The following is a 26,224-nucleotide window of genomic DNA, read 5'->3' on the forward strand; positions in this document are numbered from 1 at the left end:
TTGCCGCAGGCGTCGGCGGCTCTGAACCACTTGGGGGGTTCGATCCTGACCGTGGTCCGGAAGGCGTCGGCGGCCTGGCCCCTGAGCGCGGAGGAGTCCAGCCCCGCGAGCCCGGTGCCGACACTGTCGAAGGCCTTCTGGAGATCCTTCAGGTGTGAGGCCGTCGAGCGGAGTTTCGACGGGGACCCGTGGACCAGTTCGGTCCTGTCCTCGCTCTGGCCGAGGTCGAGTTCGTCGACCTGGGCGCCCATGCGGTTGGCGAGGGACCGGGACTTGTCCCGTACCCAGTCGGAGCCGGATTCCCAGCCGATGTCGTCGAGCCGGTCGGCGGTCCAGTTCCCGGCGTCCTCGACCCGTTCACCGGCCCACTCGGTCCCCTTCTCGACCGCGTCCTCGACCACATCCGGCGTCAGATCACTGACGATGTCCCCGATACCCATGACCTCAGCTCTCCCCACCGTCCCGCTGCTGCCGGGCGCGTTCCTCGGGGGACGGCCCGAAGGTCTGGTCCACGGCCCGGTCGAACCGTTCCCGGTCCACCCCGGCGAGATCGTTGAGCGCACTCGCGCGCTGCCCGCCGATGCCCTCGGTCACCAGGGCCCGCCCGGTGTCCTTCCACACCCGCCCCGCCGCGAACCGCGCCAGCGCCTCCACGTCCGTGAACCCGCACACCCCCGCCCGCCGCCCGGCGATCCGCTCCGCCAACTCCGCACCCGCACCCGTCACGGAACCCCCCTCCGGCTCTCGAACCCACCAGCACCGTAGGACACGGTGGGAGAACTGGCCACAGAAGGGGGTGTTCGGTGAAGGGCGGGTCCGGCGACGTCTCCGGGGACGTGTCCAATGATCGGCCACGCGAGCCTGCCAGGGCATTCAGCCGGGAAGAACGCGGGGTTCTGGGCAACCCATTCTTCGGGAAATTGTCGATCCCCCAAACTACGGTGTGTCCTTTACAGCGGTTACTGGATACGTACAGGCAGGCTAGCCGACCGGGCCCTTACTGGGCGCCCCGCTGGCAGTAGCAGGCGGGCCTGTCAGGCGATGGTGGGCTGGGGACCGGGTAGCTCATAAGGTGCTCGATCCGGGGCTCGCCCTCTTGCGCAATGCTCTGTCCGGAAGGCATCGAGAGCCAAGTGTGACGCGTGCGCTTCAGGTGCTGGCAGACGTCGTGCCCTCAGGTCGGGTAGCCCGATCTCCGCGGTGCCCCACGGGGTCCAGAGCGGAGAGCGCCGATCCCTGTGGTGAGTGATGCGCGAGAGTGACGAGGCTCGTTCAACTTCCCATGACGGATGTCCATTACAGCGAGGGCGACGCCGTTTCCATGAGGACGCCCACAGGGCTGGCAGGGCGATGCCGCATAGTGAACTCGGCTGGTCCGGCCTGGAGTCTCCCTGTTGACGGTCCCGCTGCTGTCGCTTCTTCGGTGGGAAGTGGCCCACGACCTGAACGAAGAGGGAAGCGAATGTTTGGGAACCGATCTCTTTGGGTGCCGTTGTCGACCGCATCCAAAGAGATCGCGAGAAATGTAGTAATTCTCGCGATCTCTTTGGGTACGGATGCCTCGAACCCTCCTGCCCCGGAACGCCTGCGAGGGGTCAGCCATCGGCATGATTTCTGTAGGAGTGAACGAATGCAGTTCATGACTCTGTATGGGAAGAATCCCCGCTTGGACGGGGAATGTGACGGTTCGAAGCAGCCGACGCAAAGAGATCGGGGACCATCCCCGCCTGCGCGGGGACCTGAGGTTGACAGAGAGGTTAGCAGCTGAACCTCGTGACCAACAGGAGCGGTCGGGGTCTGTGCAGGGGACCCTGCGTGCCTGGTCATTCGGCATCCTTGCAAGAGGGGGTTGATGTGGTGGGATTGAAGCTATTGACCTGCGTGTGTGTTACGCGGGGAGCCATCTCGAGCAAGTTCCTATCAGGATGCTGGCTGGACTCGCACGAGGAGGCCGAGCCTCATCTTCTGAAGAAGAAGTTCCCAGGTCGTGTCGAACAGGTCGGCCGAGCCCGCGATTGGACACGCGGCGAGTTGCAGGGCGAACCATTTTTAGATGACGCATTATTGATTGTGAGCGAGTTGAGTGCGAACGCCATCAAACATACTGCCAGTGGATTGGCTTCCGGTGAATTCTGTCTGGAGTTCGCGGTGTCGGAGCGGGTCGTTACCTTGTCGGTTGTGGATGAGGGTGGAACGGATGGCACTCCTCGCTGGAAGGGCTATGACGGTGAGGCTGAGAATGGGCGAGGTCTTGACATCGTCTTCGGTCTTGCCGATCGGGTCGTGATTCACCGAGCCTCCGCTGGGTTGAGGGTCGCTGTAGATTTTCAGCGCGCCTCAGACTCTCCGCAGCCGGGGGCGGAGCGAGGACCGGAGACACCAAATCCGCTCCGATCAGCCATTCGTCGGTCGGGTTCCGCGTGTGCGTCACTGTTCCGTCCGCACCCCCGGTGACGGCCCGGGGCGCTCTGTCGGCCACCGTGCACACGTGACCGCCGTGGCCAACGAGGCAGCGCCCGAGGGGCTCCTCACACGAGGAGCCGGTGGCCCGCTCCACAGACATGTCCGCGTCCAACCACCCTGTGCCGCAATTCCCATTCCTCATCAGACGGTTGCCGATGCGATGTCATGGCGGGTGCTGGAGACGTATCGGGGGCGAGCGCACACCGGCGGACGCTGCGGGACGCACCGTCAGGGCGGCCGGTCCGGGCACGTCGTCATGAACGGTTTCCTCGGGACCGCCGGGGTCTGGGAGTGCTGGGACGCGTCCCCGGGGAGGGCGATCGGGCCGTTCCGGCCGAGCCCTTCAGGCTCTCCGCTGCACGGGTGCCGGGGGTCTTGGCGAGAGGGAGGCCTGCTGCGCGCTCGCGTCAGTATGTTCGCCGTTCCGATGGAGATACCGGGTGCGTGGCCTGCGACGACTGGACGGTACGTCCGTAATAAGTTCAGGTGAGACCGGTCGAACCGGATATCGGGAATCAGGCACTTCCGCAACCGGCCCGGGGCGGGCTCGCGTCGTGACAGCTCCCATGCCGACGACCCCGACCGCCAGGACTGCCAGGGGAGATGACGAACGGCCACCATCGGATGACGGCGGCCGTTCCCGGCCGGGTCGCGGTCCGGGCGGCCGCAGGGCCGGCTCCCCGGAGTCCGGGCTCTGAGGGTGACCCGACTCAGGGCCCCCCGGGCCGCCGGCATGCCACCCCCGGCGTTCCCGCCTCAGCGCAGAAGGGCCAGCAGACCGACCCCCGGTGCCAGGGCCCCGGGCTGTCCCAGGGAGTGGAAGTCCGCCTCGACCGTCGCCAGGTCCAGGACGCCCGCCCGCACGGCGTGGTGGCGGACCACCGACCACAGGAAGACATCGAGGTTGTCGAACTGCGTGCCCGCCTCGATTACCTCCTCCTCGTGGAACCACACCGCGACCCGGCCGCTGGTCAGCACGGTGTAGTAGTTGCCTCCGCCGTCGGCGCCGATGGACCACACATCGTCGTCGGACAGCTCGGTCTCACCGTCGGAGTCGAGGATGCGGCAGTCGTTGGCCTCGAAGTCGAAGGCGTACGACCAGTCGTATATGTCGAGGCACTGCGGCAGGGAGCCCGAGCGGACGGCACGGTCGAAGCCGGCCAGCGCGGTCGCGGCGCTGGGCGGGAGCTTGGCGAGGAAGGGTTCGACCGGGCGGGTCGACGCCGGGATGTCGACCCGGGGCGCGTCGGGGAACCAGCGTGCCAGATCGCGGCGCAGTTCCCCGTTCACGTACCCGGTCAATTGATCAACGGTGAGAGACATGAGGTGAGGGTAGGGGATCTCCGCGGTGCACCGTGTCCCGCAACCGCGTTGGCCGGTCGCCACGGTGCGTTCCGCACGGCCGCTGCCGGCGAAGGCGCGGACGCGGCGCTCCCCGCCGCTCCCGCGCCCGTGGGAAACGGGTGGTGCCCCGGTGGGTTCGGTTGCCCGCCGGGGCCGGGGCCTGGGCGGTCAGGAGCAGGTGGCCAGGAGGACGGAGACGACGGTGCAGTGGGAGGAGGCGCTGTCGTTGGCCGGGTTGGGGTCGGCGGGTGAGGAGGCGGTCCGGGTGCCGGTGACCTTCACCGGGCCGAGGGACAGCAGGCCCAGGGGGACGCGGAACGTCTTGCTCACGTCGGCTCCCGCCGCGATGGTGCCGAAGGCGCAGGTGACGGTTCCGGCCGTGGCGGCGCAACCGGGGGAGAGCCGGGTCGCGGTGGCGCCGGACGGCAGCTTCGCGGTGACGGTGGCCGTGGTCACCGCGTCCGGGCCCAGGTCACGGGCGGTCAGGGTGTAGGTGAGATAGGGGACCAGGATGCCCAGGCTCGGCCGGGCGGTGATGTCGACGTCGATGTCCGCGGAGGCCGTGGCGGCCGGGGTGAACGCGACGGCGTACGGTCCACTGCCGACGGGGACGGTCGCGGTGACCGTGTTCGTGGCGGTGTCGATCACCGATGCGGTGCCGCTGCCACTGTTGGCGACGTACAGTCCGCCGCCGTCGGGGGTCACCGCGACGCCGATCGGGGTGGCGCCGACATCGATGGTGGCCACGGTCGTGCCGGTGGCGGTGTCGATCACGGAGGCGCTGTTGCCGCCGATGTTGCCGACGTAGACACGGGAGCCGTCAGGGGACACCGCGGCGCCGAAGGGAGTGCTCCCGACGGGGACGGTGGCGGTCACGGCGTTGGTCGCGGTGTCGATCACGGTGGCCACCCCCGCGTGCTGGGTGCTGACATAGAGCCGGCTGCCGTCCGGGGTCACCGCGAGACCGTTGGCCCGGGCGACGGGGACGGTGGCGGTGACCGTGTTCGTGGCGGTGTCGATCACCGAGACCGCGGCGCCGCCGCTGACGTAGACACGGCTGCCGTCCGGGGCGGCCGTGGCGCTGTTCGGCAGTGTGCCGACCGGGACGGTCGCGGTGACGGTGTTGGTGGCGGTGTCGATCACCGAGACCGAGTCCGACAGGAAGTTGGTGACATAGACACTGCCGCCGCCGGGCGTCACCGCCACCCCGAACGGGCCATCGCCGACGGGGACCGTGGCGGTGACGGCGTCGGTCCCGGTGTCGATCACCGAGACCGAACCGGAGCCACGGTTGGTGACATAGGCCCGGCCGCCGTCGGGGGCCACGGCCACCCCGGAGGGCCTGTCACCGACGGGAACGGTCGCGGTCACCGCGGCGGTGGCGGTGTCCACGACCGATACATCGTCCGACTCGCTGTTGGCGATGTACGCCACCGGGGCCGCCGCGCGCTCCGGGGCGGCGGTCGCGGCCGGGACGGCCACCGCGACGAACCCGGAACAGAGCAGCGTGCCCGTGGCCAGGAGCGCGGTCAACCGCCGGCGCGACCCGACACGTGGCACCGGGCGGCGTAAGGCGGAGCGTGAAGACATGATGATGGTGTTCCCCTTCCCTGATCCGCGCCGCGACGGCGGGGACCGGCCAGCCCCTCGGGAAACCGTGGCGGGGCGGCCAACAGCCGCGGACCGCGCCGCGAGCGCTGACGACCAGGAGGTGGGCCACCCGGCCCCGACCTGCTCAGCGCCCCGGGAGGGGTCCGCGACGGTCTGCACATGCCCGACAGCCGACGCGGCGCACATCCCCGCGTCAGCGCGTTCAGCATGGCACCGCGATACCGCGCGTCGGGGCGGAATCGTCAACATCAGTACCCGCCCTCGCGCTGTGCGCCCCGCCCCGTGGAGGCGGGGGACGGCTGGGGCTCCGGGGGTTCCCCCCCCCGCCCCGCGAGGGTGCCGCGCTCCGGCGCGGTGGCTCTCTCCGCGCCGGAGCCGGCGCGCGGGCCCGCCGGTGCCGTCGAAAGCGCCGGGGCCGGGCCGGCGGGCCGTGACGGCACCGGTGATCCGCCGGCCCCGGCCGCACCGCCGTCCGGGCCGTACCGCCGTCCCGGCCGTACCGCCGTCCGGGCCGTACCGCCGTCCGGGCCGTACCGCCGTCCGGGCCGTACCGCCGTCCGGGCCGTACCGCCGTCCGGGCCGTACCGCCCGGGGCGTTCACCCCCGACGGGCACGGATCGACCTGCCCCGGCCGGTCCGTGTCCCGCACGGCGGCGGCCGGGGCCGAGGGGATCAGACCGCCGAGTCCGCGAGCAGCCTCAACGCCAGCGCCCGGGTCTCCCCGTCCGCCGTATCCGAGTTACCGGTGCCGAACGGGGGCACCGGGTCGTACTCCAGCGCCAGCTCCATCGCGCGGCCGACCTTCTCGTCCGAGAGGCGGGCGGCGAGGTGCAGACCCATGTCGATCCCGGCGGACACCCCCGCTGCCGTGATGATCTTTCCGGCCTCGACGAAACGCCCCGGCGTGTAGATCGCCCCCACGTCCTTCAGATAGGGGCGCGAGGCCCAGTACGTGGTGGCGGGGAGCCCGCGCAGCAGTCCGGCCGCACCGAGGATCAGGGAACCGGTGCAGACCGAAGCGGTCCAGTCGGTACGCCGGTGCACCCGGCGTATCCAGTCGAGAATCCGGGTGTCGGCCATCGTGGCGGTCGTCCCGCGCTCGCCGCCGCCGGGGACCACCAGCACGTCGGGACGCGTCACCTGGTGCAAGGACTTCTCCGCGGCTATCCCCAGCTCGCCGGTGTCCGTTCGGACCAGACCGGCCCGGACGGCCACCGTCGTCACCCGGACACCGGGAACCCGGCAGAGCGCTTCGTACGGTCCCACCGCGTCCAGCGCCGTGAACCCGTCGAACAGCAGCACCGCCACCTCCACCCGCTTCCGCCCGCTCTCCCCGGGGCGCTCCCGCTCCGCCGCTGCCGCCGGGCCCGCCGCCACGGTGGCAGCGATCCCCGCTCCCAGCGTCACCCCCGCCACGGTCCGCAGCACCTCACGGCGGTCCTGCCCGCACTGATCACTCATCCTTCGCCCCTCTCGCTCGCGCCCACTGTCTGTGTGCCAGAAGTCGGACGGGACGGTGGACGGGTTCCCGGGTGCCGAGCCCCGCCGGGCGGCGCCCGCCCGCTCAGGCCTTCTCCGCGGGTCCCCCGGGAGCGGCAACGCGCCGCGCGTGGACCTCCGCGAGGAGGCGTTCGGCGCGCCGGGACCGGCGCAGCAGGCGAGGTGCTCCGGCGCCCGTCGCGGCGAGGAGGATCACCGGCAGGGGGCGGCCCGCCAGGACGGCCAGGGCGATGGACCAGGGAGGGACGCCCGCCAGGGCGCAGGCCAGGACGGCGACCCGGGGGGTCCACGGCAGGAGCGAGAGAAGGGCGAGGGCCCAGACGCCGTGGCGTGCCACGAACGCGCCGGCCTCGCGCAGCTCACCCCGGCCCGGCATCAGCTCCCTCGCCGCGTCCAGCAGCCAGGGGCCGGCCAGTTGCGCGGCCGTCGCCGTCAGGAAGGCGCCGAAGGCGGAAGCGGTGACGAAGGTCAGGGCGATCATCCGCCGGCGCCGGGGGTGGAGCGCCGAGACCCCCATGAGCAGTGTCTGGTTGGGCAGGGCCGGCAGCGCGTAGTCGCTGAGCGGGAAGAGGGCCAGTGCCGGAAGGAACCACCGCCGGTGGGCGGCGCGGTCGAGCCGGATCAGGATGCGGGCGGTGCGCGTGGCGGGACGGCCGCGCGCGGCCGCCGTGCGGGCGTCAGCCATGCCGCAGCGAGCGGTAGCCGAGCGACGGTGCCACGCGCATCAGGGCGGGCAGAAGACGGGTCTTGCCCACATAGATGTCCGTCCGCTCGCGGTGGATGCCCTCGACCACCGCCCGCGCCGCCTCCGCCGGGCTGATCTTGCCCCGGCCCCGGCCCGCGGTCATGTCGGTGTCGACGAGCGGGAGGATCGCGTCCATCACCTTGATGTGGGGCGCCGCGTCCTCGCACTGGTAGCGCAGGGCGCGGGTGAACGTCCGCACCGCCGACTTGGCGGCGCAGTACACGGGTGCCGAGGCCTTGGGGATGACGGCCAGCCCGCTGCTGATGTTCACGATCGCCGCCGATGGCTGGTCCCGGAGGTGGGGGAGCAGGCCCGTGGAGAGCGTGACCACGGCGTCCAGGTTGACTGCCAGCTCCCGGCGCAGGACCGGCCGGAGGTCGCCCGGCCGGGCGGTGAGGAAATCGCTGAGGTTCTGCACCCCCGCGTTGTTGATGACGACGGAGACGCCGGGGTGACGGCCGGGCAGCCCGTCGCAGAAGGCGTCGACGGCTTCCGGGTCCGTGAGGTCCAGGGGCTCGGCCGACACCCGGTCGCCGTGCTCGGCCACGAGGTCCGCGAGCCCGTCGGGATCGCGGCCCACGGCCACCACCCGCGCGCCGAGCGCGATCAGCCGCCGGGTCAGCGCCCGGCCGACGCCGCGGGTGGCGCCCGTGACGAGAACCGTTCTGCCGGTGAGGTTCATGAGGTCCTTCTCTTTCTCTGTTCACGGGTGCGGCTCCCCGGTTCGTCGGGGGCGGGCCGCCGGAACGCCGAGCGGTAGACCGCCGGGGTCATGGCGGTCCGGAGTTTGAAGTGGCGGGTGAAGTGGGCCTGGTCCGCGTAGCCGCAGGCGAATCCGATGACCCCGACGGTGTGTCCGCCGCTCATGAGCAGCTCGGCCGCGGCCTCCGCGCGCACCGTCGCGAGCAGTCCGCTGAACCCTCCCGCGCCGGCCAGCCGCCGCTGGAGGCTCCGTGGGGGGATGCCCAGCTCGGCGGCGAGACATCCGAGCCTCCAGCGGCGCGCGGGGTCGGCGGCGAGGAGTCCGCGCGCACGCGAGGCCACGTCCCGTGCGGGGGCCTGCGCACGGGCCTCCGCGACGGGCGCGGTGTGCGACCAGGTGAACCGCCACACACCGCCGTCCCGATGGGGAGGGGACGCGGTGAAGGCGCCGTCCGAGAACACGGTGACCGGCACGGCGCCGCCCGCGGCGACCTCGACGTCCCGTGCTCCGCACAACGGCAGCAGCGCCGTCAGCACGCCGAGGACGAGGGCGTCCTCGGCGGGCTCCGGCCCCTCCCCTTCCGGTCCGGCGTGTTCCGCGACGAGGCGCCCCGGACCGCGCTCCCGGACCACCACACGGTGACGGGAGTGGGTGAACCGCTCCAGCCGCTGCCATCGCTCGAACAGGTCGTGCGGGGTGACGGCGCCGAGCAGCGCGGCGACGGCGGGGTCGGACGAGACCGCCGGCAGCGCCGAACCGACGCGGAGCAGCGGCAGGAGGCCGTGCTCGCGGGCGAGGCCGGTCAGGAATCCCCGCTTCACCGCGAACGGGAGCAGGGCCCCGTCGCTCACGGGTGCGACGGCGTCGATGCCCTCGGCCGCCAGCGCGCGCTGGACCAGTTCGAGCAGTCTGGCGCTCGCGTACTCCTCCATGACCGTTCCTTCCTCCCGCTTGCCGGCAACGGTAGATCCGGCCCCGCGGGGTGTCTTGAACGATCACGCCACACGGTCCGCCGCTGGAGGGGCGGGGAAGGAGGGGCGGGGAAGGAGAGGCGGGGAAGGAGAGGAGGGAGAGGAGAGGAGGGGACCTCGGGTCAGGGAGCGCAGACGACGCCCGAGCACTGGGCGGACTCGGCGTTGCCGCTCGCCCGGTTCCCCCCGCCGTCGGCGTTGCCGGGCTCGGCGAAGATGCCCCAGCCGTCGTTGTCCCTGGCGGTGTTGGACTGAAGGGTGTGGACGGCCTTCGAGACGAGGATGCCGCCGCTCTGGTTGGCGTTGGTGGTGTTGCGGACCAGCCGGTTGCCGGTCCCGGGTGCCGCCTCCCCCTCGATGTGGATGCCGAGTGATCCGTTGTGGCCGGCCTGGTTGAGCCGCAGGGAGTTGCCGAGTGAGAGCTTCAGACTGATGCCGTCCCCGCTGGTGTGGTCCGCGGTGTTGGACTCGATCAGATTGCGGTCGGACTCGCTCAGTTCGATGCCGCCGGTGTTTCTGCTGACGTCGTTTCCGGTGACCGTGTTGTCGTCGGCGGACTGAAGGACGATCCCGCTGTCGCCGTTCTCCTGGAGCGTGTTGGACAGCAGCCGGTTGCCGGTGGAGTCGGAGACGGTCAGCCCGGCGTCCTGGTTCAGGGAGGACACATTGCCCTGGACGAGGTTGCCGTTCGAGCCGAGCCGCAGGGCGATCGCGCCGTCACTGCTGTTGGCGACGGTGTTGCCCAGCAGGCTGTTGCCGCCGGCGCCCTCCAGGATCAGTCCGCCGTCCCCGCTGTCGTCGATGTGATTGTCCTCCAGGCGGTTGTCGGCGGAGTTCAGTACGAGGACGCCTTCCCCCTGGTTGGCGGTGATCGTGTTGCCGGCGATCACATTGCCGCTCGACCCTCCGGTCAGCACGACGCCCCGCTGGGCCTGCCGTTCGATGATGTTGTCGCGGACGCGGTTGCCGGTGTCGGCGTTGTCGAGCTGGACACCGGAGAGTTCGTTGTCCTGGATGGTGAGTTTCTCGATGACATTGCCCGAGGCGCCGGGGTCGAGCCGGGCTCCGTGGTCGAACTGCCGCACATGGGCGGGGGCACCGCCGCCATTGGTGACGAGGGTGTCGTCGAAGCCGTTGACGCGGATGCCGGTACCCAGGCCGACGCCGTCGATGGTGTGGCCATTGAGGTCGATGGTGAGGCCGTTGCCGCCGACGATCAGGCCGTCGCCGGGGCAGTCGAGCAGATCGGCGGTGAGCACCACACCGGTGGTCACCGTCTGGCCGCAGGAGAGCGGTGCGGCGTGGGCCGTCGACGGATGCACCGAGAGACTGAACAGCGCGGCGGCTCCCGCCGCCGCGAACCACCCTGAAGGAAGCGTTCTGGAGAGGCGGATCATGCCGGGACTCCTTCTGCCATGTGTTGCCAGGCCGAGCCTGCGCAGCCGGGTGCGGACCCTGGGGCAGGCGACGAGACGGATGGCTCGTCCTCCCGCACAGGGTCAAGCGACGGCCTTCCGAAGGCTATGAACCGGCAAAGAATGACCTGACCCGAGCGGAGATTGTCCGAATCATGGATTTGGGTGCTGTATTCACCCATCCATGCGTTTTGCTGTCTCTGCCCTGACAGGGGATGCCGTGGGGGAATCCGGCCGCCGCGCGCCCGGGCCGGCCGGCGGGCGCGGCCCCTCTTCCGGTCAGGCCCCCTTCACGAAGACGAGCACCTCCGTGGAGGCGACGCCCATGGGCGCCAGAAAGCTCGCCTCCAGCCGGCAGCCGAGGGTCGCGAAGAGGTCCACGCAGGTCCGGCGCGGTATGGCGGCCGGGTACGAGCCGTGCCCCGCGCCACCCCGCGTCGCCCAGGTGCCCACGGTGGCCGGGTCCAGACAGGTCTCCGTCATGACGTCGAAGACGATCCGGCCACCGGGCCGGGTGACGCGGGCCATCTCGAAGAAGTAGCGGACGGCGCAGAGGAAGGTCACGGTGTTGAAGACCTTGTGGGCCTGGACGAGGTCGACACTGCCGTCGGGCGTCGGGGCGAGACTGCTTCCCGAGGCCGGCTGGGCGATCACACCGAAGGTGTCCACCAGATACGCGGCCCAGGGCGCCGCCGTCTCGTATATCTCGTAGCGGCCCGGTGAGCACTCCTTGAGTGTCTTCTCCAGGTACCGTCCGGACCCGGGGCCGATCTCCAGCGCCGTGTCCGGGCCGGCCGCGAAGACGCCGAGAGCCCGCAGTTCGTCGATGGTGGACTGGGTGGCGCCGGGCGTCCCGTTCATCACCGCGTCGATGTGGTCGCCGACCGACAGTCCGGCCGCCCGCGCGGCCCGCATCGTCGCCTCGAACGGGATGAAGTCGTCGACGCCCCCCAGATTGTTGGCGCTGCGCACGATGTCGAATCCGGTGCGCCCCAGGAGCCGCTTGACCCCGGACTTCACCGCTGACGTTCCCCTGCCTGCCGCCTTCATGAGGCATGCCCCCCAGGTCGTCTCCACCCTCGGTGTGCCAGCATAGGATCGCGGGCGCGGTGGCGCAGCGGGACGGTGAATTCGCTCCGCGACCGCCGGAGCGCGCGCCCCGGCCGCAAGCCCCCTCCGGGCATCGGCGGTCTCCGCGCGTCCACGCTCCCCGAACCCCCGCGCTCCCCGGCCTCCCGTCACTCTCCTCCCGTCCTCCCGCGCGGACGGCTCCGGCCTCCGTTCCCGGCCCCGGAGGGTGTCCCCGTCCATGGCCGGCGACCGAGGGCAGCAAGTTAATCGTCAGTAACTGAAGTGGCTGATGTCCCGCACTTCCGGATACCTGCCCAAAGCCTTGTTCCAACAGGTTACGAGTGGTTCACTTCACGCCACCAGGTCGTGTTCCGAGGAGGCTCCCATGGCTGTTGATCAGCACGCGCAATCCGGTTCGGCCTCAGGAGGCGCGGACCGGACCCAGGACCCTTCCGTCAGGCGCCGGGCCTGGGGGGTCCTCGCCCTGCTGGTCTGTCTGATGCTCGTCAACTACGCGGACAAGGTCGTCGTGGGCCTGGCCGGCGTCGACATGAAGAAGGATCTGGGCCTGGACGACGCCCAGTTCGGCGTGATCCAGAGCAGCTTCTTCTGGCTCTTCGCCGTGGGGTCCATCCTCGGCGGCTGGCTGGGCGGCAAGATCCGTGCCCGCTGGCTGCTGGCGGGGATCGCGGTCATCTGGGCGCTGAGCCTGGCGCCGATGGCCGCGCAGGCGGGCTTCACCACGATCATCGCCTGCCGTGTCCTCCTCGGTTTCGCGGAGGGGCCGACCACGGCTCTGGCCATGCAGGTCGCCCACTCCTGGTTCCCCGCCCACAAGAGGGCGGTCCCCAGTTCGATCGTCGTCGCGGGCGCGGGCATCGGGCCGCTCATCGCGGCGCCGGTGCTGACCTGGGTGATCGCGGAGTACTCCTGGCGCATGGCCTTCGGCACCCTGGCCGTGTTCGGCGCGGCCGTCGCCCTGCTGTGGCTGCTCGCCGGCGACTCCGGCCCGGAGGCGGCCGGCGACTCCCACGGCCACGGCGCCGGAGCCCCGGCGGCGCTGCCGGAGCGGGTGCCGCTGGCCCGGCTCTTCGGGACCGGCACGCTCATCGGCATGACGCTGCTGTTCTTCGTGGCGTACGCCAACACCTCGGTGAAGGTGAGCTGGCTGCCGCTCTATCTTCAGGAGGGCCTGGGGTACGACGCCAGGACGGCGGGCAACCTGGTCGCCCTGCCGTATCTGGGGAGTGCCATCGCGGTGATCCTCGCCGGAGTGGTCTCCCGTGTGCTCACCCGGCGCGGGATCGGCAACCGCGTCACTCGCGCCATCCTGCCGGCGGGGCTGGTCCTCGCCTCCGGGGTGTGCACCATCGGCTTCTCCTCGCTGGACCGGGGCGCCCCGCAGATGGCGCTGCTCATCCTCGGCTCCTGTCTGAACTCCGCCGGGTACGGCGTCGCCTTCGCCGGGCTCGCCGATGTCGTCCCGGCCGCCCAGCGCGGCACCGTCTTCGGCATCGTCACCGGCGTCTACAGCCTGGGCGGGATCATCGCCCCCATGGTGATCGGCCGGCTGGTCGCCTCGGGCGATTCCGTCGCGGCGGGGTACGGGGAGGGATTCCTGGTCCTCGGCGTCACGATGATCATCGGTGCGGTGATCGCGCTGATCCTCGTCCACCCGGACCGGGACGCCGGGAAACTCACCGCCGGAACCTGACCCGGTCCGCTTCCCCGACTGAACCGCCCGCAGCTCGGAACGATCCGAGCGGTGGGCGGTTCTGTGGTTATCAAGGATTCACCTCCGCATCGGGTCGCCGTCTGTCATGGGACAGGAAGTGAACAGCTTCTTATGGCTGCTCCCGGTACACCGTAGCGGCGGGAGGCATGGGGGCGGGCCTCGGGAAGGAGAGTGGCTTGATTCTCGACGAAAACCGATTGGTGTGCTCATCAATGCCTTGACAGCAGGCAACTTACCGAGAAAAGTGAAGGAGCGCTAACTAGGAACTGGAGATGTTATGAGTCGCAGAGCCCTGGTGGCCGGAGTGGGTATGGTCCCGTTCGCCAAACCCAGCGCCGCCAAGACGTACGACGAGCTGGGCGCGGGCGCGGTGCGCGCCGTCCTGGCGGACGCGGGACTGTCGTACGACCGCATCCAGCAGGTGTACGCCGGGTACGTCTACGGCGACTCCACCTGCGGCCAGCGCGTCGTCTACCGGTTCGGTCTCACCCGGGTGCCCGTGCTCAACGTCAACAACAACTGCGCCTCGGGCTCCTCCGCGCTGTGGCTGGCCCGGCAGGCCGTCGAGAGCGGCGCGGCCGAGTGCGCGCTCGCCGTCGGCTTCGAGCAGATGCCGCCCGGCGCCCTCAGCGCCAAGTGGCAGGACCGCCCGCTGCCGCTCACCGACTTCGCCGAGGCGCTGCGGGAGGTCCACGACGTCGACCCGGACCTGCCGATGACCCCCCAGTACTTCGCCGCCGCCGGCGTCGAGTACATGGAGAAGTACGGGATGAGCGCCGAGACCTTCGCCAGGGTCTCGGTCAAGGCCCGCGCCCACGCCGCCCACAACCCCTACGCCGTCTTCCGCGATCCGATCACCCTGGACGAGGTCCTCGGCGGACCGCGGATCGCCGGGCCGCTCACCCGTCTCCAGTGCTGCCCGCCCACCTGTGGCGCCGCCGCCGCGATCGTCTGCTCCGAGGAGTTCGCCGCCCGCAACGGCCTCACGCCCAGGGTCGCCATCGCCGCCCAGGCGCTCCACTCCGACGCCGCCGGCCTCTTCGACAGGAAGAGCGCGATGTCCCTGGTCGGCACCGATGTGACGCGGGCCGCCGCCCAGGAGGTCTACGAGAGGGCCGGTGTCGACCCCCGGGACATCGGGGTCGTCGAGCTGCACGACTGCTTCACCGTCAACGAGGTCCTCACCTACGAGGGCCTGGGCCTGTGCGAGGAGGGCGGCGCCGAGAGGTTCATCCTCGACGGCGACAACACCCACGGCGGCAGGGTCGTGACCAACCCCTCCGGCGGCCTGCTCTCCAAGGGGCACCCGCTGGGCGCCACGGGACTCGCCCAGACCGCCGAGATCACCTGGCAGCTGCGCGGCGAGGCCGGGGCCCGGCAGGTCGACGGCGTGACCCTCGGCCTCCAGCACAACCTCGGCCTCGGCACCGCCGGAGTCGTCACCCTGTTCGAGAAGGTGGACTGACCATGGCCATCGACCCCGCCGTCATCGGCACCCGCACCGACGCGTTCGAGACCCGGGCCGAGCGCGGCCGGCTGCGCTTCTTCGCCCGGGCCACCGGCCAGACCGACGCCGTCTACACGGACCCGGCCGCCGCCGCGGCGGCGGGCCACCGGGACCTGCCGGTACCGCCGACCTTTCTCTTCTGCCTGGAGATGGACAACCCCGACCGGGGCGCGTTCCTCACGGACCTCGGGATCGACGTCCGCACGGTCCTGCACGGCGGCCAGGAGTTCGCCTACCACGCCCAGGCGTACGCCGGTGACCCGCTGACCTTCCGGACCGAGGTCACGGACGTGTACGCGAAGAAGGGCGGCGCGCTCCAGTTCGTCGTGCGCGCCACCCATGTCACCCGCGACGGCGAGCCGATCGCCACCCTCACCGGCACCGTTGTCGTGCGCGACCCGAAGGCGGCCCTGTGATGCCCACCCTGAACCCGGGCGACAGCCTCAGCCTGGAGGCCCCGAAGATCACCCGTACCGTGCTCGCGCTGTACGCGGGGGCGTCGGGCGACCACAACCCGGTGCACATCGACACCGACGCCTGTCACGCCGTGGGCATCCCCGATGTCTTCGCGCACGGCATGCTCTCCATGGCGTATCTGGGCCGGCTGCTCACCGACTGGGTCCCGCAGGAGCGGATCGTCTCCTACGGGGTGCGCTTCTCCGCGATCACCCCGGTCAACGCCACCCCGGTCTGCACGGGCACCGTCACGCGGGTCGCGGACGGGGTCGCCCACCTCGACCTCACGGTCTTCCTCCCCGACGGCACCGTGAGCCTCCGGGGCTCCGCCGCCGTCACCGTCGACTGACACATCCAGCAACGAGACAAGGGCTGTGCACATCATGGGAACCCTGGACGGCAAGACCGCCATCGTCTCCGGCTCGGGCCGGGGCATCGGCCGCGAGGTCGCGCTCAAACTCGCCGCCGAGGGGGCGAGCGTCGTCATCAACGACCTCGACAAGGCGCCGGCCGAGGAGACCGTCGCCGACATCACGGCCGCCGGCGGCCGGGCCGTCGCCTGCGTCGGCTCGGTCACCGAGGAGGGCTTCGCGGACCGCTTCGTCACCACCGCGACCGAATCCTTCGGCGGCCTGGACATCATCGTCAACAACGCCGGATACACCTGGGACACCGTCATCCAGAAGATGACCGACGAGCAGTGGGACGCCATCCTCGACGTCCACCTCAAGGCGCCGTTCCGCATCCTGCGGGCCGCCCAGCCCTACATCAGGGCGAACCCGACCGAGTACCACCGCAAGGTCGTCAACGTCTCCTCCACCTCCGGCCAGTACGGCAACCCGGGCCAGGCCAACTACTCCTCCGCCAAGGCCGGTGTCATCGGCCTCACCAAGACCATGGCGAAGGAGTGGGGCCGGTACCGGGTCAATGTCAACGCCGTGGCCTACGGTTTCATCCTGACCCGGATGACCGAGGCCACCGCCGCCGACGACGCCACCGTGGAGATCGGGGGCCGCCGGATCAAGGTTGGTGTCAGCCCGCAGATCGCCGAGGCCGTCAGGCGCACCAACCCCTTCGGCCGCCCGGGGACCCCGGCCGAGGCCGCCGGCGCGATCTACCTGCTCTGCACGCAGGAGGCCAACTACATCAGCGCCCAGGTCGTGACCGTCGACGGCGGTTCCCGCTGACCCGGGCCACCGCGCCGACCCCGGCGCCGCCCCGCCGGCCGGCCGCGACGACGGCCGAGGGCGGCGCCCCGCACCGACTCCGCAACGAACCCAGGGACCCGTCATGAAGCGCAACATCTACACCCGGGAGCACGAGGCGTTCAGGGCGATGATCCGGGACTTCATCGCCAACGAGGTGGTGCCCCACTTCGACCGGTGGGAGAGGGACAACCTCGTCGACCGCGACCTCTTCCGCAAGCTCGGCGCGCTGGGCGTCATGGGCTTCGACATCCCGGAGGAGTACGGCGGCTCCGGTGACACCAGCTACAAGTTCCAGGTCGTCATCACCGAGGAGTGCGCGCGCGCCGGGGTCTCCCTCGGCCACTACGGCGTCTCCACCGGCATCGTCCTCCCCTATCTGCTGAACCTCGCCGACGAGGAGCAGAAGAAGCGCTGGCTGCCCGGCATCGCCTCCGGCGAGACCCTGCTGTGCATCGCCATGACCGAGCCCGGCACCGGCTCCGACCTGGCCGGTATCCGCACCACGGCCACGCTGTCCGACGACGGCACGCACTACGTCCTCAACGGCGCGAAGACCTTCATCACCGGCGCCCGCAACTCCGAACTCTGCGTGGTCGCGGCCCGCACGGCCCCCGCCACCGCCGAGGACCGCCGCCACGGCCTGAGCCTGCTGGTCGTCCCGACCGACAGCGAGGGCTTCGCCTACGGCCGCAAGCTCGACAAGATCGGTCTGCGCTCCTCCGACACCTCCGAGCTGTCCTTCACCGATGTCCGCGTCCCGGCCGGGAACATCCTCGGCGAGCCGGACAAGGGCTTCTCCTACCTCGGACGGAACCTGCCCCGCGAACGTCTCCAGATCGGCGTCGGCGCCGTCTCCTCCGCCGTCGCCGCCATCGCCTTCGCCCGTGAGTACGTGCTGGAGCGCCAGGTCTTCGGCAAGCCGGTGGCCGCCTTCCAGAACACCAAGTTCGTCCTCGCCGAGTGCGCCACCGAGGTCGAGGCCCTCCAGGCCATGGTCGACAAGGGGATCGAACTCGACGACTCCGGCGAGCTGACCGGAGCCGACGCCGCGAGGATCAAGCTCTTCGGCACCGAGGTCGCCGCACGCGTCATCGACAAGTGCCTCCAGCTCCACGGCGGTTACGGCTACATGCTGGAGTACCCCATCGCCCGGCTGTACGCCGACACCCGCGTCTCCCGCATCTACGGCGGCACCAGCGAGGTCATGAAGACCATCATCGCCAAGGACCTCGGTCTGTAGACCGCTCCCCGTGCGCCCCGGCCGCCCCGCTCCTCCCGCGCGGGCCGGCCGGGCGACGGCCCGCTCCACCCCCGCCGCCCTCCCGGAACCGAAGGAAGCCGAGTCACTTGAGCACCACCGCATCCACCACCACCGGCGCCCTGGCCGGTATCCGCGTCGTCGAACTGGGCGGCATCGGGCCCGGCCCCTTCGCCGGAATGCTCCTGGCCGACCAGGGTGCCGAGGTCGTCCGCGTCGACCGCCCGGCCCTGGCGGGCACCGCCTCCGGGCACCCGGTCCTGCACCGGGGCCGCCGCTCGGTCGCCCTCGATCTGAAGGACCCGCGGGGCGTCGAGGCGGCACTCGCGATCATCGACACCGCCGACGCCCTCGTCGAGGGCTTCCGCCCCGGCGTCGCCGAGCGCCTGGGCCTCGGCCCCGGGATCTGCCTCGCCCGCAACCCCGGGCTCGTCTACGGCCGGATGACCGGCTGGGGCCAGGACGGCCCGCTCGCCCAGGCGCCCGGACACGACATCAACTACATCGCGGTGGCGGGTGCGCTCGGAGCCCTCGGCGCCGCCGGCGAGAACCCGCCCGTACCGCTCAACCTCTTCGGCGACATGGGCGGCGGCGGGATGCTGCTCGCCCTGGGCATCACCACCGCGCTGCTGAGCGCGGAGCGCACGGGCAGGGGCCAGGTCGTCGACGCCGCCATGACCGACGGCACCGCCGTCCAGCTCGCCCTGATCCACGGACTGCTCGCGGTGGGGCGCTGGGAGGACGCCCGCGGCGTGAACCTCTTCGACGGCGGTGCCCCCTTCTACCGTACGTACCGCACATCCGACGGCGGCCATATGGCGGTCGGCAGCGTCGAGCCACCGTTCTACGCGGCCCTGCTGGACGTCCTCGGCCTGGCCGGCGACCCGCTCTTCGCGCGGCAGCACGACCGCGCCGCCTGGCCCGCGATGAGCGCCCGCCTCGATGAGGTCTTCGCCGGCCGGACCCGCGCCGAGTGGACCGCCGTCTTCGACGGCACCCCGTCCTGTGTCACCCCGGTGTACGGCCTCACCGAGGCCGCGAGCCACCCGCACAACGTGGCACGCGGCACGTACTACACGGAGAACGGCCTCCTCCAGCCCGCCCCCGCGCCCCGCTTCAGCGGCACACCGGCCGCCACTCCGCGACCCGCCCCGGTGGTCGGCGCCCACACCCGCGAGGTGCTCACCGAGGCGGGTCTGGACGCGGACACCGTCGACGCCCTCGCGCCGCGCGTCTGACGGACCGGGCTCACCCGCCCGTCACGGCAGGGCGACGGGGAAGTGCCGCGGGGGCTCCTCCAGCAGCCCGTGGAGGGTGGTGAGAACACCGGTGTCGCCCTCCGTGACCACGGAGCCCGAGCCGATGCCGTCGCCGAAGGCCGTCTCCCCGGCGAGAATCCGGTTGAGCGTGGCGCGCTCCAGCCGCAGGGTGAGCTGCGGGGCCTCCCCGTCGGGGGCGTCGCCGCGCATCGGTGTGAGCACACCGTTGCCGACCAGGACCGTCCACACCTCGTCGGTGTCCGTGAACTCCCACCGCAGCAGCAGCCGGTGGGCGGCGGCGCGCGGCCCGTCGAGGCGGACGGCCAGGGACTGGAAGATCTGCCCGGTCGTCAGCCCGGCGAGCATGTCCGGGCTCCGGTGGTGCGGTTCGCTGCCGGCGGGCCCGTCGGAGCCGGTCCGCAGCTCCTGGGCTCCGGTGAGGTAGAAGTTGCGCCAGACGCCGTTCTCCTGGGCGTGCCCCAGCCTCTCGAAGGTCAGCGCCTGGAGCTCACGGGCCCCGGTGTGCTCCGGTTCGGCGAAGAGCACATGGTTCAGGACCTCGGCGACCCAGCGCGGATCGCCCTCGTCGAACGACCGGCGGGCCCTGGCCACGACGGCGTCGGCGCCGCCCATGAACTCCACGTAACGACGGGCCTGTTCGACCGGCGGGTGCTGCCACAGATGGGCCGGATTGCCGTCGAACCACCCCATGTAGCGCTGGTAGACGGCCTTGATGTTGTGGCTGAGGGAGCCGTAGTAGCCCCGGACGCTCCAGGCCGCGTTCAGCTCCCCGGGGAACGCGGTGATCTCCTCGGCGATCTCCGGGCCCGTCAGTCCCCGGTTCATCAGCCGCACCGTCTGGTCGTGGAGGTACGCGTACGCGTCCCGCTGTTCCGTGAGGATACGGCGCACCTCGGCATGGCCCCAGGTCGGCCAGGTGTGCGAGCCCATGAGGACTTCGGCGTCGGCGAAGAGCCCGACGCACTCGGTGATGTACGCCGCCCAGGCGCGGGCGTCCCGGACGAGCGCCCCGCGCAGCGTCAGCACATTGTGCAGCGTGTGGTTGACCATCTCGGCGATGAGCAGGACCTTGTGGTCCGGGAAGTAGAAGTTCATCTCCGAGGGGGCCTCGGCGTCGGGCGCCATCTGGAAGACGAATCGCACCCCGTCGAGCACCAGTTCCTCGCCGGTGCGGTGGATGGTGCGGGTGGGAGGGAGCAGCCCGATGGTCCCGGTCGAGAGCGCCTGGGCGATACCGAAACCGACCGTGCCCTCGGGGCCCGGGGGCAGGGACTTGCCGTACATGTAGACGGCACGGCGGCGCATCGCGGGGCCGGCGAAGACGTTCTCGCTGACCGCGTGCTCCATGAAGCCCTCGGGCGCGACGATCTCCACCCGGCCGGCGGCGGCGTCCCCGGGCGTGGTCACCCCGAGCACGCCGCCGAAGTGGTCGCCGTGGCTGTGGGTGTAGACGACGGCCCGGACGGGGCGGTCGCCCCGGTTGCGGCGGTACAGCTCCATACCGGCGGCAGCGCACTCCTGGGAGACCAGCGGGTCGATGACCACCACACCGGTGTCGCCCTCGACGATGGTCATATTGGAGACATCGAGGCCGCGGACCTGGTAGAAGCCGGGGGCGACCTCGAACAGCCCCTGCGCGGTGTTGTGTCCCGCCTGCCGCCAGAGACCGGGGTGCACGGTCGGCGGACACTCCTGCCCGGTGAGGAAGGACCAGCGGTCGTTGTCCCAGACGACCCGGCCCGCGGCGTCGCGGATGACGCAGGGGTCCAGCCGGTCGACCAGGCCGCGGTGCGCGTTCTCCCGGTCGCCGCTGTCGTTCCAGTCGGGTTCCTGTGTGGTGGTCATGGTGTCCCGTCTCGCGGAGGGGGAGTCAGCCGCGCAGGAGCGCGCGGCCGATGATGAGCTTCTGGACCTCGCTGGTGCCTTCGTAGATGCGCATCACACGGACGTCGCGGGAGATGCGCTCGACCGTGGTCTCGCGCATGTAGCCCATGCCGCCGTGGATCTGCACCGCGCGGTCCGCGACCCGGCCGGCCATCTCGGTGGCGAACAGCTTCGCCGTCGACGGACCGATCCGGGTGTCCTCCCCGGAGTCGAACCGGCGGGCGACATCGAGGACCAGGGCGCGGGCCGCGTCCAGTTCGGCACGGCTCTCGGCGAGCATCGCCTGCACGAGCTGGAACCGCCCGATGGGCTCCCCGCCCTGCTTGCTGTGACGGGCGTACTCCACCGACTCCTCCAGCGCCCGGGCGGCCTGGCCGACGCAGAGTGCGGCGACATGGACCCGGCCCTTGGCGAGGGAGCGCATGGCGGCGCCGAAGCCCCGGCCGGTGGTGCCGCCGACGAGGGCCGCGTACGGGACCCTGACCTTGTCCAGGAAGACCTCGGAGGTCCATGCGCCGGCCTGGCCGGTCTTGGCGTCCTTGGGCCCGATCACGAGCCCCGGTGTGCCCTGCTCGACCAGGAAGCAGGAGATGCCGTCGGTCGTCCCGCCGCCCTCACCGGTGCGGGCGAAGACCATGAGGACGTCGGCGACCGCCGCGTTGGTGATGAACCGCTTGGCCCCGCTGATCTCGTAGCACCCGTCACCGGTGTCCACGGCGCGGGTCGTCATCCCGGACGGATCGGACCCCGCCTCGGCCTCGGTCAGCGCGAAGGAGGCCACCGCGCCCCGGGCCAGTCTCGGCAGCCAGGTCTCCCGCTGCTCCCGGGTGCCCTGGTTCACCAGCACCTGGCCGGCGATGCCGATATTGGTGCCGAACATCGAACGGAACGCGAGGCTGGTCCAGCCGAACTCGAAGCACAGCCGGGCGTCCTCCTCGACCCGGGCGCCCATGCCGCCGTACTCCTCGGGCAGGGTGTAGCCGAACAGGCCCATGTCCACGGCCTTGCGCCGGATGTCGGCGGGGACCTCGTCGGCGAGCTCGATCTCGCGCTCGCGCGGCACGACATCCGTGCGGATGAAGCGGCGGACCGCTCCCAGTATGTGTTCGAACGCGGCACTGGCGCTGTCCATGGGTTCTCCTTGTCGTTGAAGGGTCGGGCGGAAGGGACACAGGGTCAGCTGCGGTCGTCGTGGAGACACTCTCTGAGCCGCGACTTGAGGATCTTTCCGGTCGGTGTCAGCGGCAGTGTGTCCACCACCCGCAGCTCACGGACCCTCTGATAGGGGGCGACCCGTGCGGCGACATGCGCCATCACCTCGTCGAGGACCTCCCGGCCGCTCCCCGCCGCGAACCGGGGGCGCAGGACGACGAAACCGACCGGGATCTCCCCGAACTCGGGGTGCGGGCGGCCGACCACCGAGGCCTGGGCGATCGCGGGGTGGGAGCAGAGAAGCTCCTCCAGCGGCTGCGGATAGACGTTGTACCCCTTGTAGATGAGCATGTCCTTCGCCCGGCCCACCAGGAACAGAAAGCCGTTCTCGTCGAAGTGGCCCATGTCGCCGGTGCGCAGCCAGCCGCCCGCGAACTGCTCGGCGGTCAGCTCGGGCTCGTCCTGGTAGCCGTCGGCGATCTGCGGGCCGCGCGCCCAGATCTCACCCGTACCGCCCTGCTCCCGCACCGTGACACCGTCCTCGGCCCGGATCTCGATCTCGGTGTTGGTGATGGTGACGCCCACGCTCCCGAGCGGGGTCCCGATCTCCGCTCCGGGGGGCGACACCGTCAGGCCCATGGTGGCCTCGCTCAGCCCGTACCCCTCGGTGACGCCGGCGGTGGGGAAGGCCGCGCGCAGCTCGCCCAGCGCGGTGGTGTCGATCGGCGCGGCACCGGAGGTGATCATGCGTACGGACGAGACGTCCCGTCTGCCCAGCTCGGGGCTGCGCAGCATGGCGTGGTACATGGCGGGGGAGCCGGACATATGGGTGACGCCGTAGCGCTCGATGTCGCGGATGAACTGGTCCGCGTCGAACCTGCCGCCGGTGATGACCGCGGTGGCGCCGAGGAGGGTGTTGCTGTTGTGGCCGACCAGGCCGAGGCCGTGGAAGAACGGCGCGATGGCGATGGTGCAGCCCTGGCCCGGCACGATCGTCCCCGGCGCGGGATCGTCGGTGCGGGTGACCCGCACGCCGCCTTCGGTGTCCAGGCTCGGCAGGGACGACGAGCGCCAGCAGCCGGTCTGGAGCACATTGGCGACGACATTGCGGTGCAGCACCCGTACCGCCTTGGTCCGTCCGGTGGTGCCGCCGGTCAGCTGGAGGTGCGCGACCAGCTCCGGGTCGACGGGACTGTCCGTCAGCGGCTCACCGGACAGCAGCTCCGCGAGGGGGACGGAGCCCGTGGAGAGGACCGCGTCCGAGGGGGCCGGCCCGGCGGCCGTGCCGGGGACGTGGACCAGGAGCCGGTCCCCCTCCGGAGCGGCCTCGCGGAGCGCGGCGGCGTTGGCGGGGTGGGTGAAGACGGCCTTCGCGCCGCAGTCGGCGAGCTGGGCGCGCAGCGCGGCGGCCGGCTGGGCGGGGTTGAGCGGGGCGACCGCGAGGCCGGCGCACAGGGCGCCGTAGTAGGCCACGACATACCAGTAGGTGTTGGGCATGTGCAGCGCCACGGCGTCGCCGGGCTCCAGGCCCCGGGCGCGCAGCCCGCCGGCCACCCTGAGCGCCGCCGCGCGCAGCTCGGCGAAGGTCAGGGACTCCTCGCCGTCCAGCAGGGCGACGCGGTCCGGATACGCGCGGGCCGCGCCCGCGAGCAGGGCGTCGACGCCCACATCCGGGATGTCGAGGGACGGCGGCATGTTCTTCGGCCAAGCGTGGGGCACGGGTTCTCCTGGCGGCTTCACAGTGGACGGGGGCGCTGGATGTTCGGTGCGTGGTGGAGCCGGGCTCCGGTGGCGCGAGCGGGTCAGGCGGGGATCGTCGGCGCGGCCCGTGGCGGGTTCCCGAGCGCCGAGGCGAGGAGCCCCGGTGCCGAGGACCAGGTGACGCCGGCGAGGAGCCCCGGGACATCGGCGCCGCAGGCGGCGAACTTCCCCGCCAGCTCCCCCGGGGCCGGCGGGCGCAGTGGCGAGCCCGGCGGCTGGGCGAGGCTCGTACGGAGCGCGCTGCCGTCGGCCAGCTCCAGCCGGATGTCCACGGCACCGGAGAGCAGCCCGTTCCCCCCGGGCGTGCGCACGACCTCGGTGACCTCCATCAGCCGTCGCGCCTCGGGTCTGCCGACCGCCGCGTCCGTGAAGGACGTGAAGTCCGGGAAGCGGTCGAGGAGCGCGGTCGCGATGGCGTACGGCATGCTGAACCTGGCCTCCAGGCCGGTGCGGGGCCGGTCGTGGATCAGGGGCCGCATGCTCGCGTCGGGTGTCGTGACCACGATCCCGGTGACATCCGCCGGGGCGAGGCGGCCGTGCCGCTCCCGCAGCTCGCGGACGGCGGCGATCGGGCGCTGCATCGCGTAGCAGCAGGGGTGGAGCTTGACGGCGAGCCCGCCCGCCACGGCGGGGCGGTCCTCCGTGTCGACACCCGCTCCGGCTCCGGTTCCGGTTCCGGCACCCGTATCGGCTCCGGCTCCCGCACCGGCTCCGGAGCCGCCGACCAGCTCCAGCCACGCGTCCAGGGCGCGCGGGTCCGCCGTCGCCCCGGCGAGGGCGAGACGCGCCGCCCGCACCCCCGCCTCGGCCGCGAAGCCGACCTGGAGCGCCTTGCCGTGTGTGCCGAACGCGGCCTGCACACCCCCGGCGGCGGGGACGGCGAGGGCCATCGCGGTCGCCAGCCGGCCGGGCGGCAGCCCCAGCGCGACACCGGCGGCGGCGGCCGCCGCGGGCGCTCCCTGGGTGCAGGTGGCGTGCCAGCCGGCCGCGTAGTGCGGCCAGCCGAGCAGCGTACCGAGCCTGGTCATGACGCCGGCCCCGGCGAGATAGGCGCGCGCGCCGCCGCCCGCGGCCAGCGCCGCGGCGACGGTGACCACGCTGACATGGCTCGTCGACCCCACATGGACGTCGTCGAAGTCCAGGACATGGCCGACCGCGGACCAGCGGGCGGCATCGGGCAGATCGGCGGCGAGCGCCGCCACCTCGTGCCCTCGCGCCGCGAGGGTCACGGCGAGCGTGTCCCGCAGCGAGCGTTCGGCCAGGGCCAGATCGTCCGGGTCCGGTTCGTACGACCAGGCCCAGCGGGCGAGCGTCCCGGCGGTTCCCGTGCGCATACGACGGCCCTCAGCGCCGCGGCCGGTAGTCGGTGTGGTGCTCGACGTGCCGGAAGAGCGCCTGGGCGGTGCTGTCGGCCGTGCCGCGTGCCGCTTCCTCGGCGATGTGGCCGACCAGCCCCACGGCCCGGGCGGCCACCACCACGGTGCGCACCTGCCGCCAGTCGAACCCCAGGTCCGACATGACCGCGCCGAAGGTGCCGGCGCCGTTGAGCGTGATGAGCTTCCCGCGCCGGCGCTCCATCTCGGCGTGGACCGCCTGGAGCAGCAGGCTGTGCGGCCCGAGGAAGCCCCACTCCTCGGCGAGCCGGAAGTAGCGGGCGGTGCGCGGGTCACGGGGCCGGTGGGTCGGGTGTCCGAAGCCGGGCACCTTCTCGCCGGAGGCCGTGAAGCGGTCCAGGATCTCCGCCGCCGTCCGCTCGGTGCTCTGCCCGCCGGGCGCGGACTCCAGCGCCTCCTGGAGCGTACGGGCCGTCAGCTCCATGGCGCCGAGGTAGACGCTGCCCGCGCCGAGCAGGCCCGCCGCGACGGCGGCCTGGGTCGCCTCGGGAGCGCCGAGCCAGGTGAGCCGGGCGGCCAGGGAGCTGGGGGTGAAGCCGTGCTCGGCGATGCCCACCATCAGCGCGTTGAGCATCTTCGACTCGTCGCCGGTGGGCAGCCGGCCCCGGGCCCCGAGGAAGACCAGGTCGGCCAGGCTCGCGTGCCCGATGACCTCGGAGCACAGGTCGTAGCCGTAGATGTTGATGGAGTCGGCGGTCGAGGTGCCGATATGGGTGGTGTACATGGCAGCCCTTCGGATGACGGGGTCGGGTGTCGGAGGGGACAC

General features: G+C 71.6%; 23 protein-coding genes. 8 read left to right on the plus strand and 15 right to left on the minus strand.

Features of this window, described 5'->3' with window-relative positions; genetic code table 11:
• Both ACWCRA_RS28475 and ACWCRA_RS28480 read right to left on the minus strand, forming a co-directional pair.
• The coding region (locus ACWCRA_RS28475; RefSeq protein ID WP_451068951.1) for a putative T7SS-secreted protein at nt 1-440 on the minus strand (440 nt) is incomplete at its 3' end.
• A 4-nt stretch (nt 441-444) separates the two neighbouring features.
• Nucleotides 445-726 (minus strand): hypothetical protein, encoded by a 282-nt coding sequence (locus ACWCRA_RS28480; RefSeq protein ID WP_451068952.1) that lies wholly within the window; start codon nt 724-726, stop codon nt 445-447.
• 1,155 nt (nt 727-1,881) lie between these two features.
• On the opposite strand from ACWCRA_RS28480, the gene ACWCRA_RS28485 reads away from it, so the two are divergent.
• A complete protein-coding gene (locus ACWCRA_RS28485) occupies nt 1,882-2,454 on the plus strand; it encodes an ATP-binding protein (RefSeq protein ID WP_451069010.1) in 573 nt (190 codons plus the stop codon).
• Between the two features lie 765 nt (nt 2,455-3,219).
• On the opposite strand, the gene ACWCRA_RS28490 is transcribed toward ACWCRA_RS28485, so the two are convergent.
• The 8 genes from ACWCRA_RS28490 to ACWCRA_RS28525 all read right to left on the minus strand — a co-directional run bounded on the left by ACWCRA_RS28490 (nt 3,220) and on the right by ACWCRA_RS28525 (nt 11,802).
• Nucleotides 3,220-3,786 (minus strand): hypothetical protein, encoded by a 567-nt coding sequence (locus tag ACWCRA_RS28490; RefSeq protein WP_451068953.1) that lies wholly within the window; start codon nt 3,784-3,786, stop codon nt 3,220-3,222.
• A 189-nt stretch (nt 3,787-3,975) separates the two neighbouring features.
• Nucleotides 3,976-5,340: a hypothetical protein gene (locus ACWCRA_RS28495; protein WP_451068954.1), complete on the minus strand. Its 1,365-nt coding sequence runs from the start codon at nt 5,338-5,340 to the stop codon at nt 3,976-3,978.
• Between the two features lie 750 nt (nt 5,341-6,090).
• Nucleotides 6,091-6,879 carry a DJ-1/PfpI family protein gene (locus tag ACWCRA_RS28500; RefSeq protein WP_351551146.1) on the minus strand — a complete coding sequence of 263 codons (789 nt, stop codon included), beginning with the start codon at nt 6,877-6,879 and terminating at the stop codon, nt 6,091-6,093.
• Nucleotides 6,880-6,982: 103 nt separating this feature from the next.
• Nucleotides 6,983-7,603: a hypothetical protein gene (locus tag ACWCRA_RS28505; RefSeq protein ID WP_451068955.1), complete on the minus strand. Its 621-nt coding sequence runs from the start codon at nt 7,601-7,603 to the stop codon at nt 6,983-6,985.
• A complete protein-coding gene (locus ACWCRA_RS28510; RefSeq protein WP_351551140.1) occupies nt 7,596-8,345 on the minus strand; it encodes an SDR family oxidoreductase in 750 nt (249 codons plus the stop codon). The genes ACWCRA_RS28505 and ACWCRA_RS28510 overlap by 8 nt, the downstream gene beginning before the upstream one ends.
• Nucleotides 8,342-9,298 carry a helix-turn-helix transcriptional regulator gene (locus tag ACWCRA_RS28515; RefSeq protein WP_451068956.1) on the minus strand — a complete coding sequence of 319 codons (957 nt, stop codon included), beginning with the start codon at nt 9,296-9,298 and terminating at the stop codon, nt 8,342-8,344. The genes ACWCRA_RS28510 and ACWCRA_RS28515 overlap by 4 nt, the downstream gene beginning before the upstream one ends.
• A gap of 161 nt (nt 9,299-9,459) precedes the next feature.
• The gene (locus ACWCRA_RS28520) at nt 9,460-10,734 is read right to left on the minus strand and encodes a right-handed parallel beta-helix repeat-containing protein (protein WP_351551134.1); all 1,275 of its coding nucleotides are present in this window, start codon (nt 10,732-10,734) and stop codon (nt 9,460-9,462) included.
• Between the two features lie 297 nt (nt 10,735-11,031).
• Nucleotides 11,032-11,802, minus strand: coding sequence for a methyltransferase domain-containing protein (locus ACWCRA_RS28525; RefSeq protein ID WP_351551131.1), 771 nt, complete (start codon nt 11,800-11,802; stop codon nt 11,032-11,034).
• A gap of 406 nt (nt 11,803-12,208) precedes the next feature.
• Between ACWCRA_RS28525 and ACWCRA_RS28530 the strand changes: the two genes are divergently transcribed.
• The 7 genes from ACWCRA_RS28530 (at nt 12,209) to ACWCRA_RS28560 (ending at nt 19,225) form a co-directional block, all read left to right on the plus strand.
• Complete coding sequence (locus tag ACWCRA_RS28530; protein ID WP_451068957.1) at nt 12,209-13,537, plus strand: MFS transporter; 1,329 nt, start codon at nt 12,209-12,211, stop codon at nt 13,535-13,537.
• A 298-nt stretch (nt 13,538-13,835) separates the two neighbouring features.
• Nucleotides 13,836-15,023 carry a lipid-transfer protein gene (locus tag ACWCRA_RS28535; protein WP_351551125.1) on the plus strand — a complete coding sequence of 396 codons (1,188 nt, stop codon included), beginning with the start codon at nt 13,836-13,838 and terminating at the stop codon, nt 15,021-15,023.
• Between the two features lie 2 nt (nt 15,024-15,025).
• On the plus strand, nt 15,026-15,481 hold the full coding sequence (locus ACWCRA_RS28540) for a MaoC family dehydratase N-terminal domain-containing protein (protein WP_351551122.1): 456 nt from the start codon (nt 15,026-15,028) through the stop codon (nt 15,479-15,481).
• Nucleotides 15,481-15,870, plus strand: coding sequence for a MaoC/PaaZ C-terminal domain-containing protein (locus ACWCRA_RS28545; protein WP_351551116.1), 390 nt, complete (start codon nt 15,481-15,483; stop codon nt 15,868-15,870). Before ACWCRA_RS28540 ends, ACWCRA_RS28545 begins: the two co-directional genes overlap by 1 nt.
• Before the next feature lie 34 nt (nt 15,871-15,904).
• Nucleotides 15,905-16,708, plus strand: a complete 804-nt coding sequence (locus ACWCRA_RS28550) for an SDR family NAD(P)-dependent oxidoreductase (protein WP_351551163.1) — start codon at nt 15,905-15,907, stop codon at nt 16,706-16,708.
• 103 nt (nt 16,709-16,811) lie between these two features.
• The gene (locus tag ACWCRA_RS28555) at nt 16,812-17,969 is read left to right on the plus strand and encodes an acyl-CoA dehydrogenase family protein (protein ID WP_451068958.1); all 1,158 of its coding nucleotides are present in this window, start codon (nt 16,812-16,814) and stop codon (nt 17,967-17,969) included.
• Nucleotides 17,970-18,076: 107 nt separating this feature from the next.
• Entirely contained in the window at nt 18,077-19,225 is a 1,149-nt protein-coding gene (locus tag ACWCRA_RS28560; RefSeq protein ID WP_451068959.1) for a CaiB/BaiF CoA transferase family protein, read from the plus strand.
• A gap of 21 nt (nt 19,226-19,246) precedes the next feature.
• Here the strand turns inward: ACWCRA_RS28560 and ACWCRA_RS28565 are convergent, their stop codons facing one another.
• The 5 genes from ACWCRA_RS28565 to ACWCRA_RS28585 all read right to left on the minus strand — a co-directional run bounded on the left by ACWCRA_RS28565 (nt 19,247) and on the right by ACWCRA_RS28585 (nt 26,182).
• The gene (locus tag ACWCRA_RS28565; RefSeq protein ID WP_351551108.1) at nt 19,247-21,112 is read right to left on the minus strand and encodes an alkyl/aryl-sulfatase; all 1,866 of its coding nucleotides are present in this window, start codon (nt 21,110-21,112) and stop codon (nt 19,247-19,249) included.
• Between the two features lie 25 nt (nt 21,113-21,137).
• A complete protein-coding gene (locus ACWCRA_RS28570) occupies nt 21,138-22,283 on the minus strand; it encodes an acyl-CoA dehydrogenase family protein (protein ID WP_351551105.1) in 1,146 nt (381 codons plus the stop codon).
• Nucleotides 22,284-22,327: 44 nt separating this feature from the next.
• Entirely contained in the window at nt 22,328-24,022 is a 1,695-nt protein-coding gene (locus tag ACWCRA_RS28575; RefSeq protein WP_451068960.1) for a class I adenylate-forming enzyme family protein, read from the minus strand.
• An 83-nt stretch (nt 24,023-24,105) separates the two neighbouring features.
• On the minus strand, nt 24,106-25,398 hold the full coding sequence (locus ACWCRA_RS28580; protein ID WP_451068961.1) for an MmgE/PrpD family protein: 1,293 nt from the start codon (nt 25,396-25,398) through the stop codon (nt 24,106-24,108).
• Between the two features lie 10 nt (nt 25,399-25,408).
• Nucleotides 25,409-26,182, minus strand: coding sequence for a citryl-CoA lyase (locus ACWCRA_RS28585; protein ID WP_451068962.1), 774 nt, complete (start codon nt 26,180-26,182; stop codon nt 25,409-25,411).
• Nucleotides 26,183-26,224 lie beyond the last annotated feature (42 nt).

It is taken from the genome of Streptomyces sp. NPDC001889, assembly GCF_053594535.1.

Excerpts from the sequence above, each read along its gene's own strand:
- ACWCRA_RS28490 (WP_451068953.1), bottom strand. The coding sequence starts at position 3,786 with ATGTCTCTCACCGTTGATCAATTGACCGGGTACGTGAACGGGGAACTG.
- ACWCRA_RS28500 (WP_351551146.1), bottom strand. The coding sequence starts at position 6,879 with ATGAGTGATCAGTGCGGGCAGGACCGCCGTGAGGTGCTGCGGACCGTG.
- ACWCRA_RS28505 (WP_451068955.1), bottom strand. The coding sequence starts at position 7,603 with ATGGCTGACGCCCGCACGGCGGCCGCGCGCGGCCGTCCCGCCACGCGC.
- ACWCRA_RS28510 (WP_351551140.1), bottom strand. The coding sequence starts at position 8,345 with ATGAACCTCACCGGCAGAACGGTTCTCGTCACGGGCGCCACCCGCGGC.
- ACWCRA_RS28515 (WP_451068956.1), bottom strand. The coding sequence starts at position 9,298 with ATGGAGGAGTACGCGAGCGCCAGACTGCTCGAACTGGTCCAGCGCGCG.
- ACWCRA_RS28520 (WP_351551134.1), bottom strand. The coding sequence starts at position 10,734 with ATGATCCGCCTCTCCAGAACGCTTCCTTCAGGGTGGTTCGCGGCGGCG.
- ACWCRA_RS28525 (WP_351551131.1), bottom strand. The coding sequence starts at position 11,802 with ATGAAGGCGGCAGGCAGGGGAACGTCAGCGGTGAAGTCCGGGGTCAAG.
- ACWCRA_RS28530 (WP_451068957.1), top strand. The coding sequence starts at position 12,209 with ATGGCTGTTGATCAGCACGCGCAATCCGGTTCGGCCTCAGGAGGCGCG.
- ACWCRA_RS28535 (WP_351551125.1), top strand. The coding sequence starts at position 13,836 with ATGAGTCGCAGAGCCCTGGTGGCCGGAGTGGGTATGGTCCCGTTCGCC.
- ACWCRA_RS28540 (WP_351551122.1), top strand. The coding sequence starts at position 15,026 with ATGGCCATCGACCCCGCCGTCATCGGCACCCGCACCGACGCGTTCGAG.
- ACWCRA_RS28545 (WP_351551116.1), top strand. The coding sequence starts at position 15,481 with ATGCCCACCCTGAACCCGGGCGACAGCCTCAGCCTGGAGGCCCCGAAG.
- ACWCRA_RS28550 (WP_351551163.1), top strand. The coding sequence starts at position 15,905 with ATGGGAACCCTGGACGGCAAGACCGCCATCGTCTCCGGCTCGGGCCGG.
- ACWCRA_RS28555 (WP_451068958.1), top strand. The coding sequence starts at position 16,812 with ATGAAGCGCAACATCTACACCCGGGAGCACGAGGCGTTCAGGGCGATG.
- ACWCRA_RS28565 (WP_351551108.1), bottom strand. The coding sequence starts at position 21,112 with ATGACCACCACACAGGAACCCGACTGGAACGACAGCGGCGACCGGGAG.
- ACWCRA_RS28570 (WP_351551105.1), bottom strand. The coding sequence starts at position 22,283 with ATGGACAGCGCCAGTGCCGCGTTCGAACACATACTGGGAGCGGTCCGC.
- ACWCRA_RS28580 (WP_451068961.1), bottom strand. The coding sequence starts at position 25,398 with ATGCGCACGGGAACCGCCGGGACGCTCGCCCGCTGGGCCTGGTCGTAC.
- ACWCRA_RS28585 (WP_451068962.1), bottom strand. The coding sequence starts at position 26,182 with ATGTACACCACCCATATCGGCACCTCGACCGCCGACTCCATCAACATC.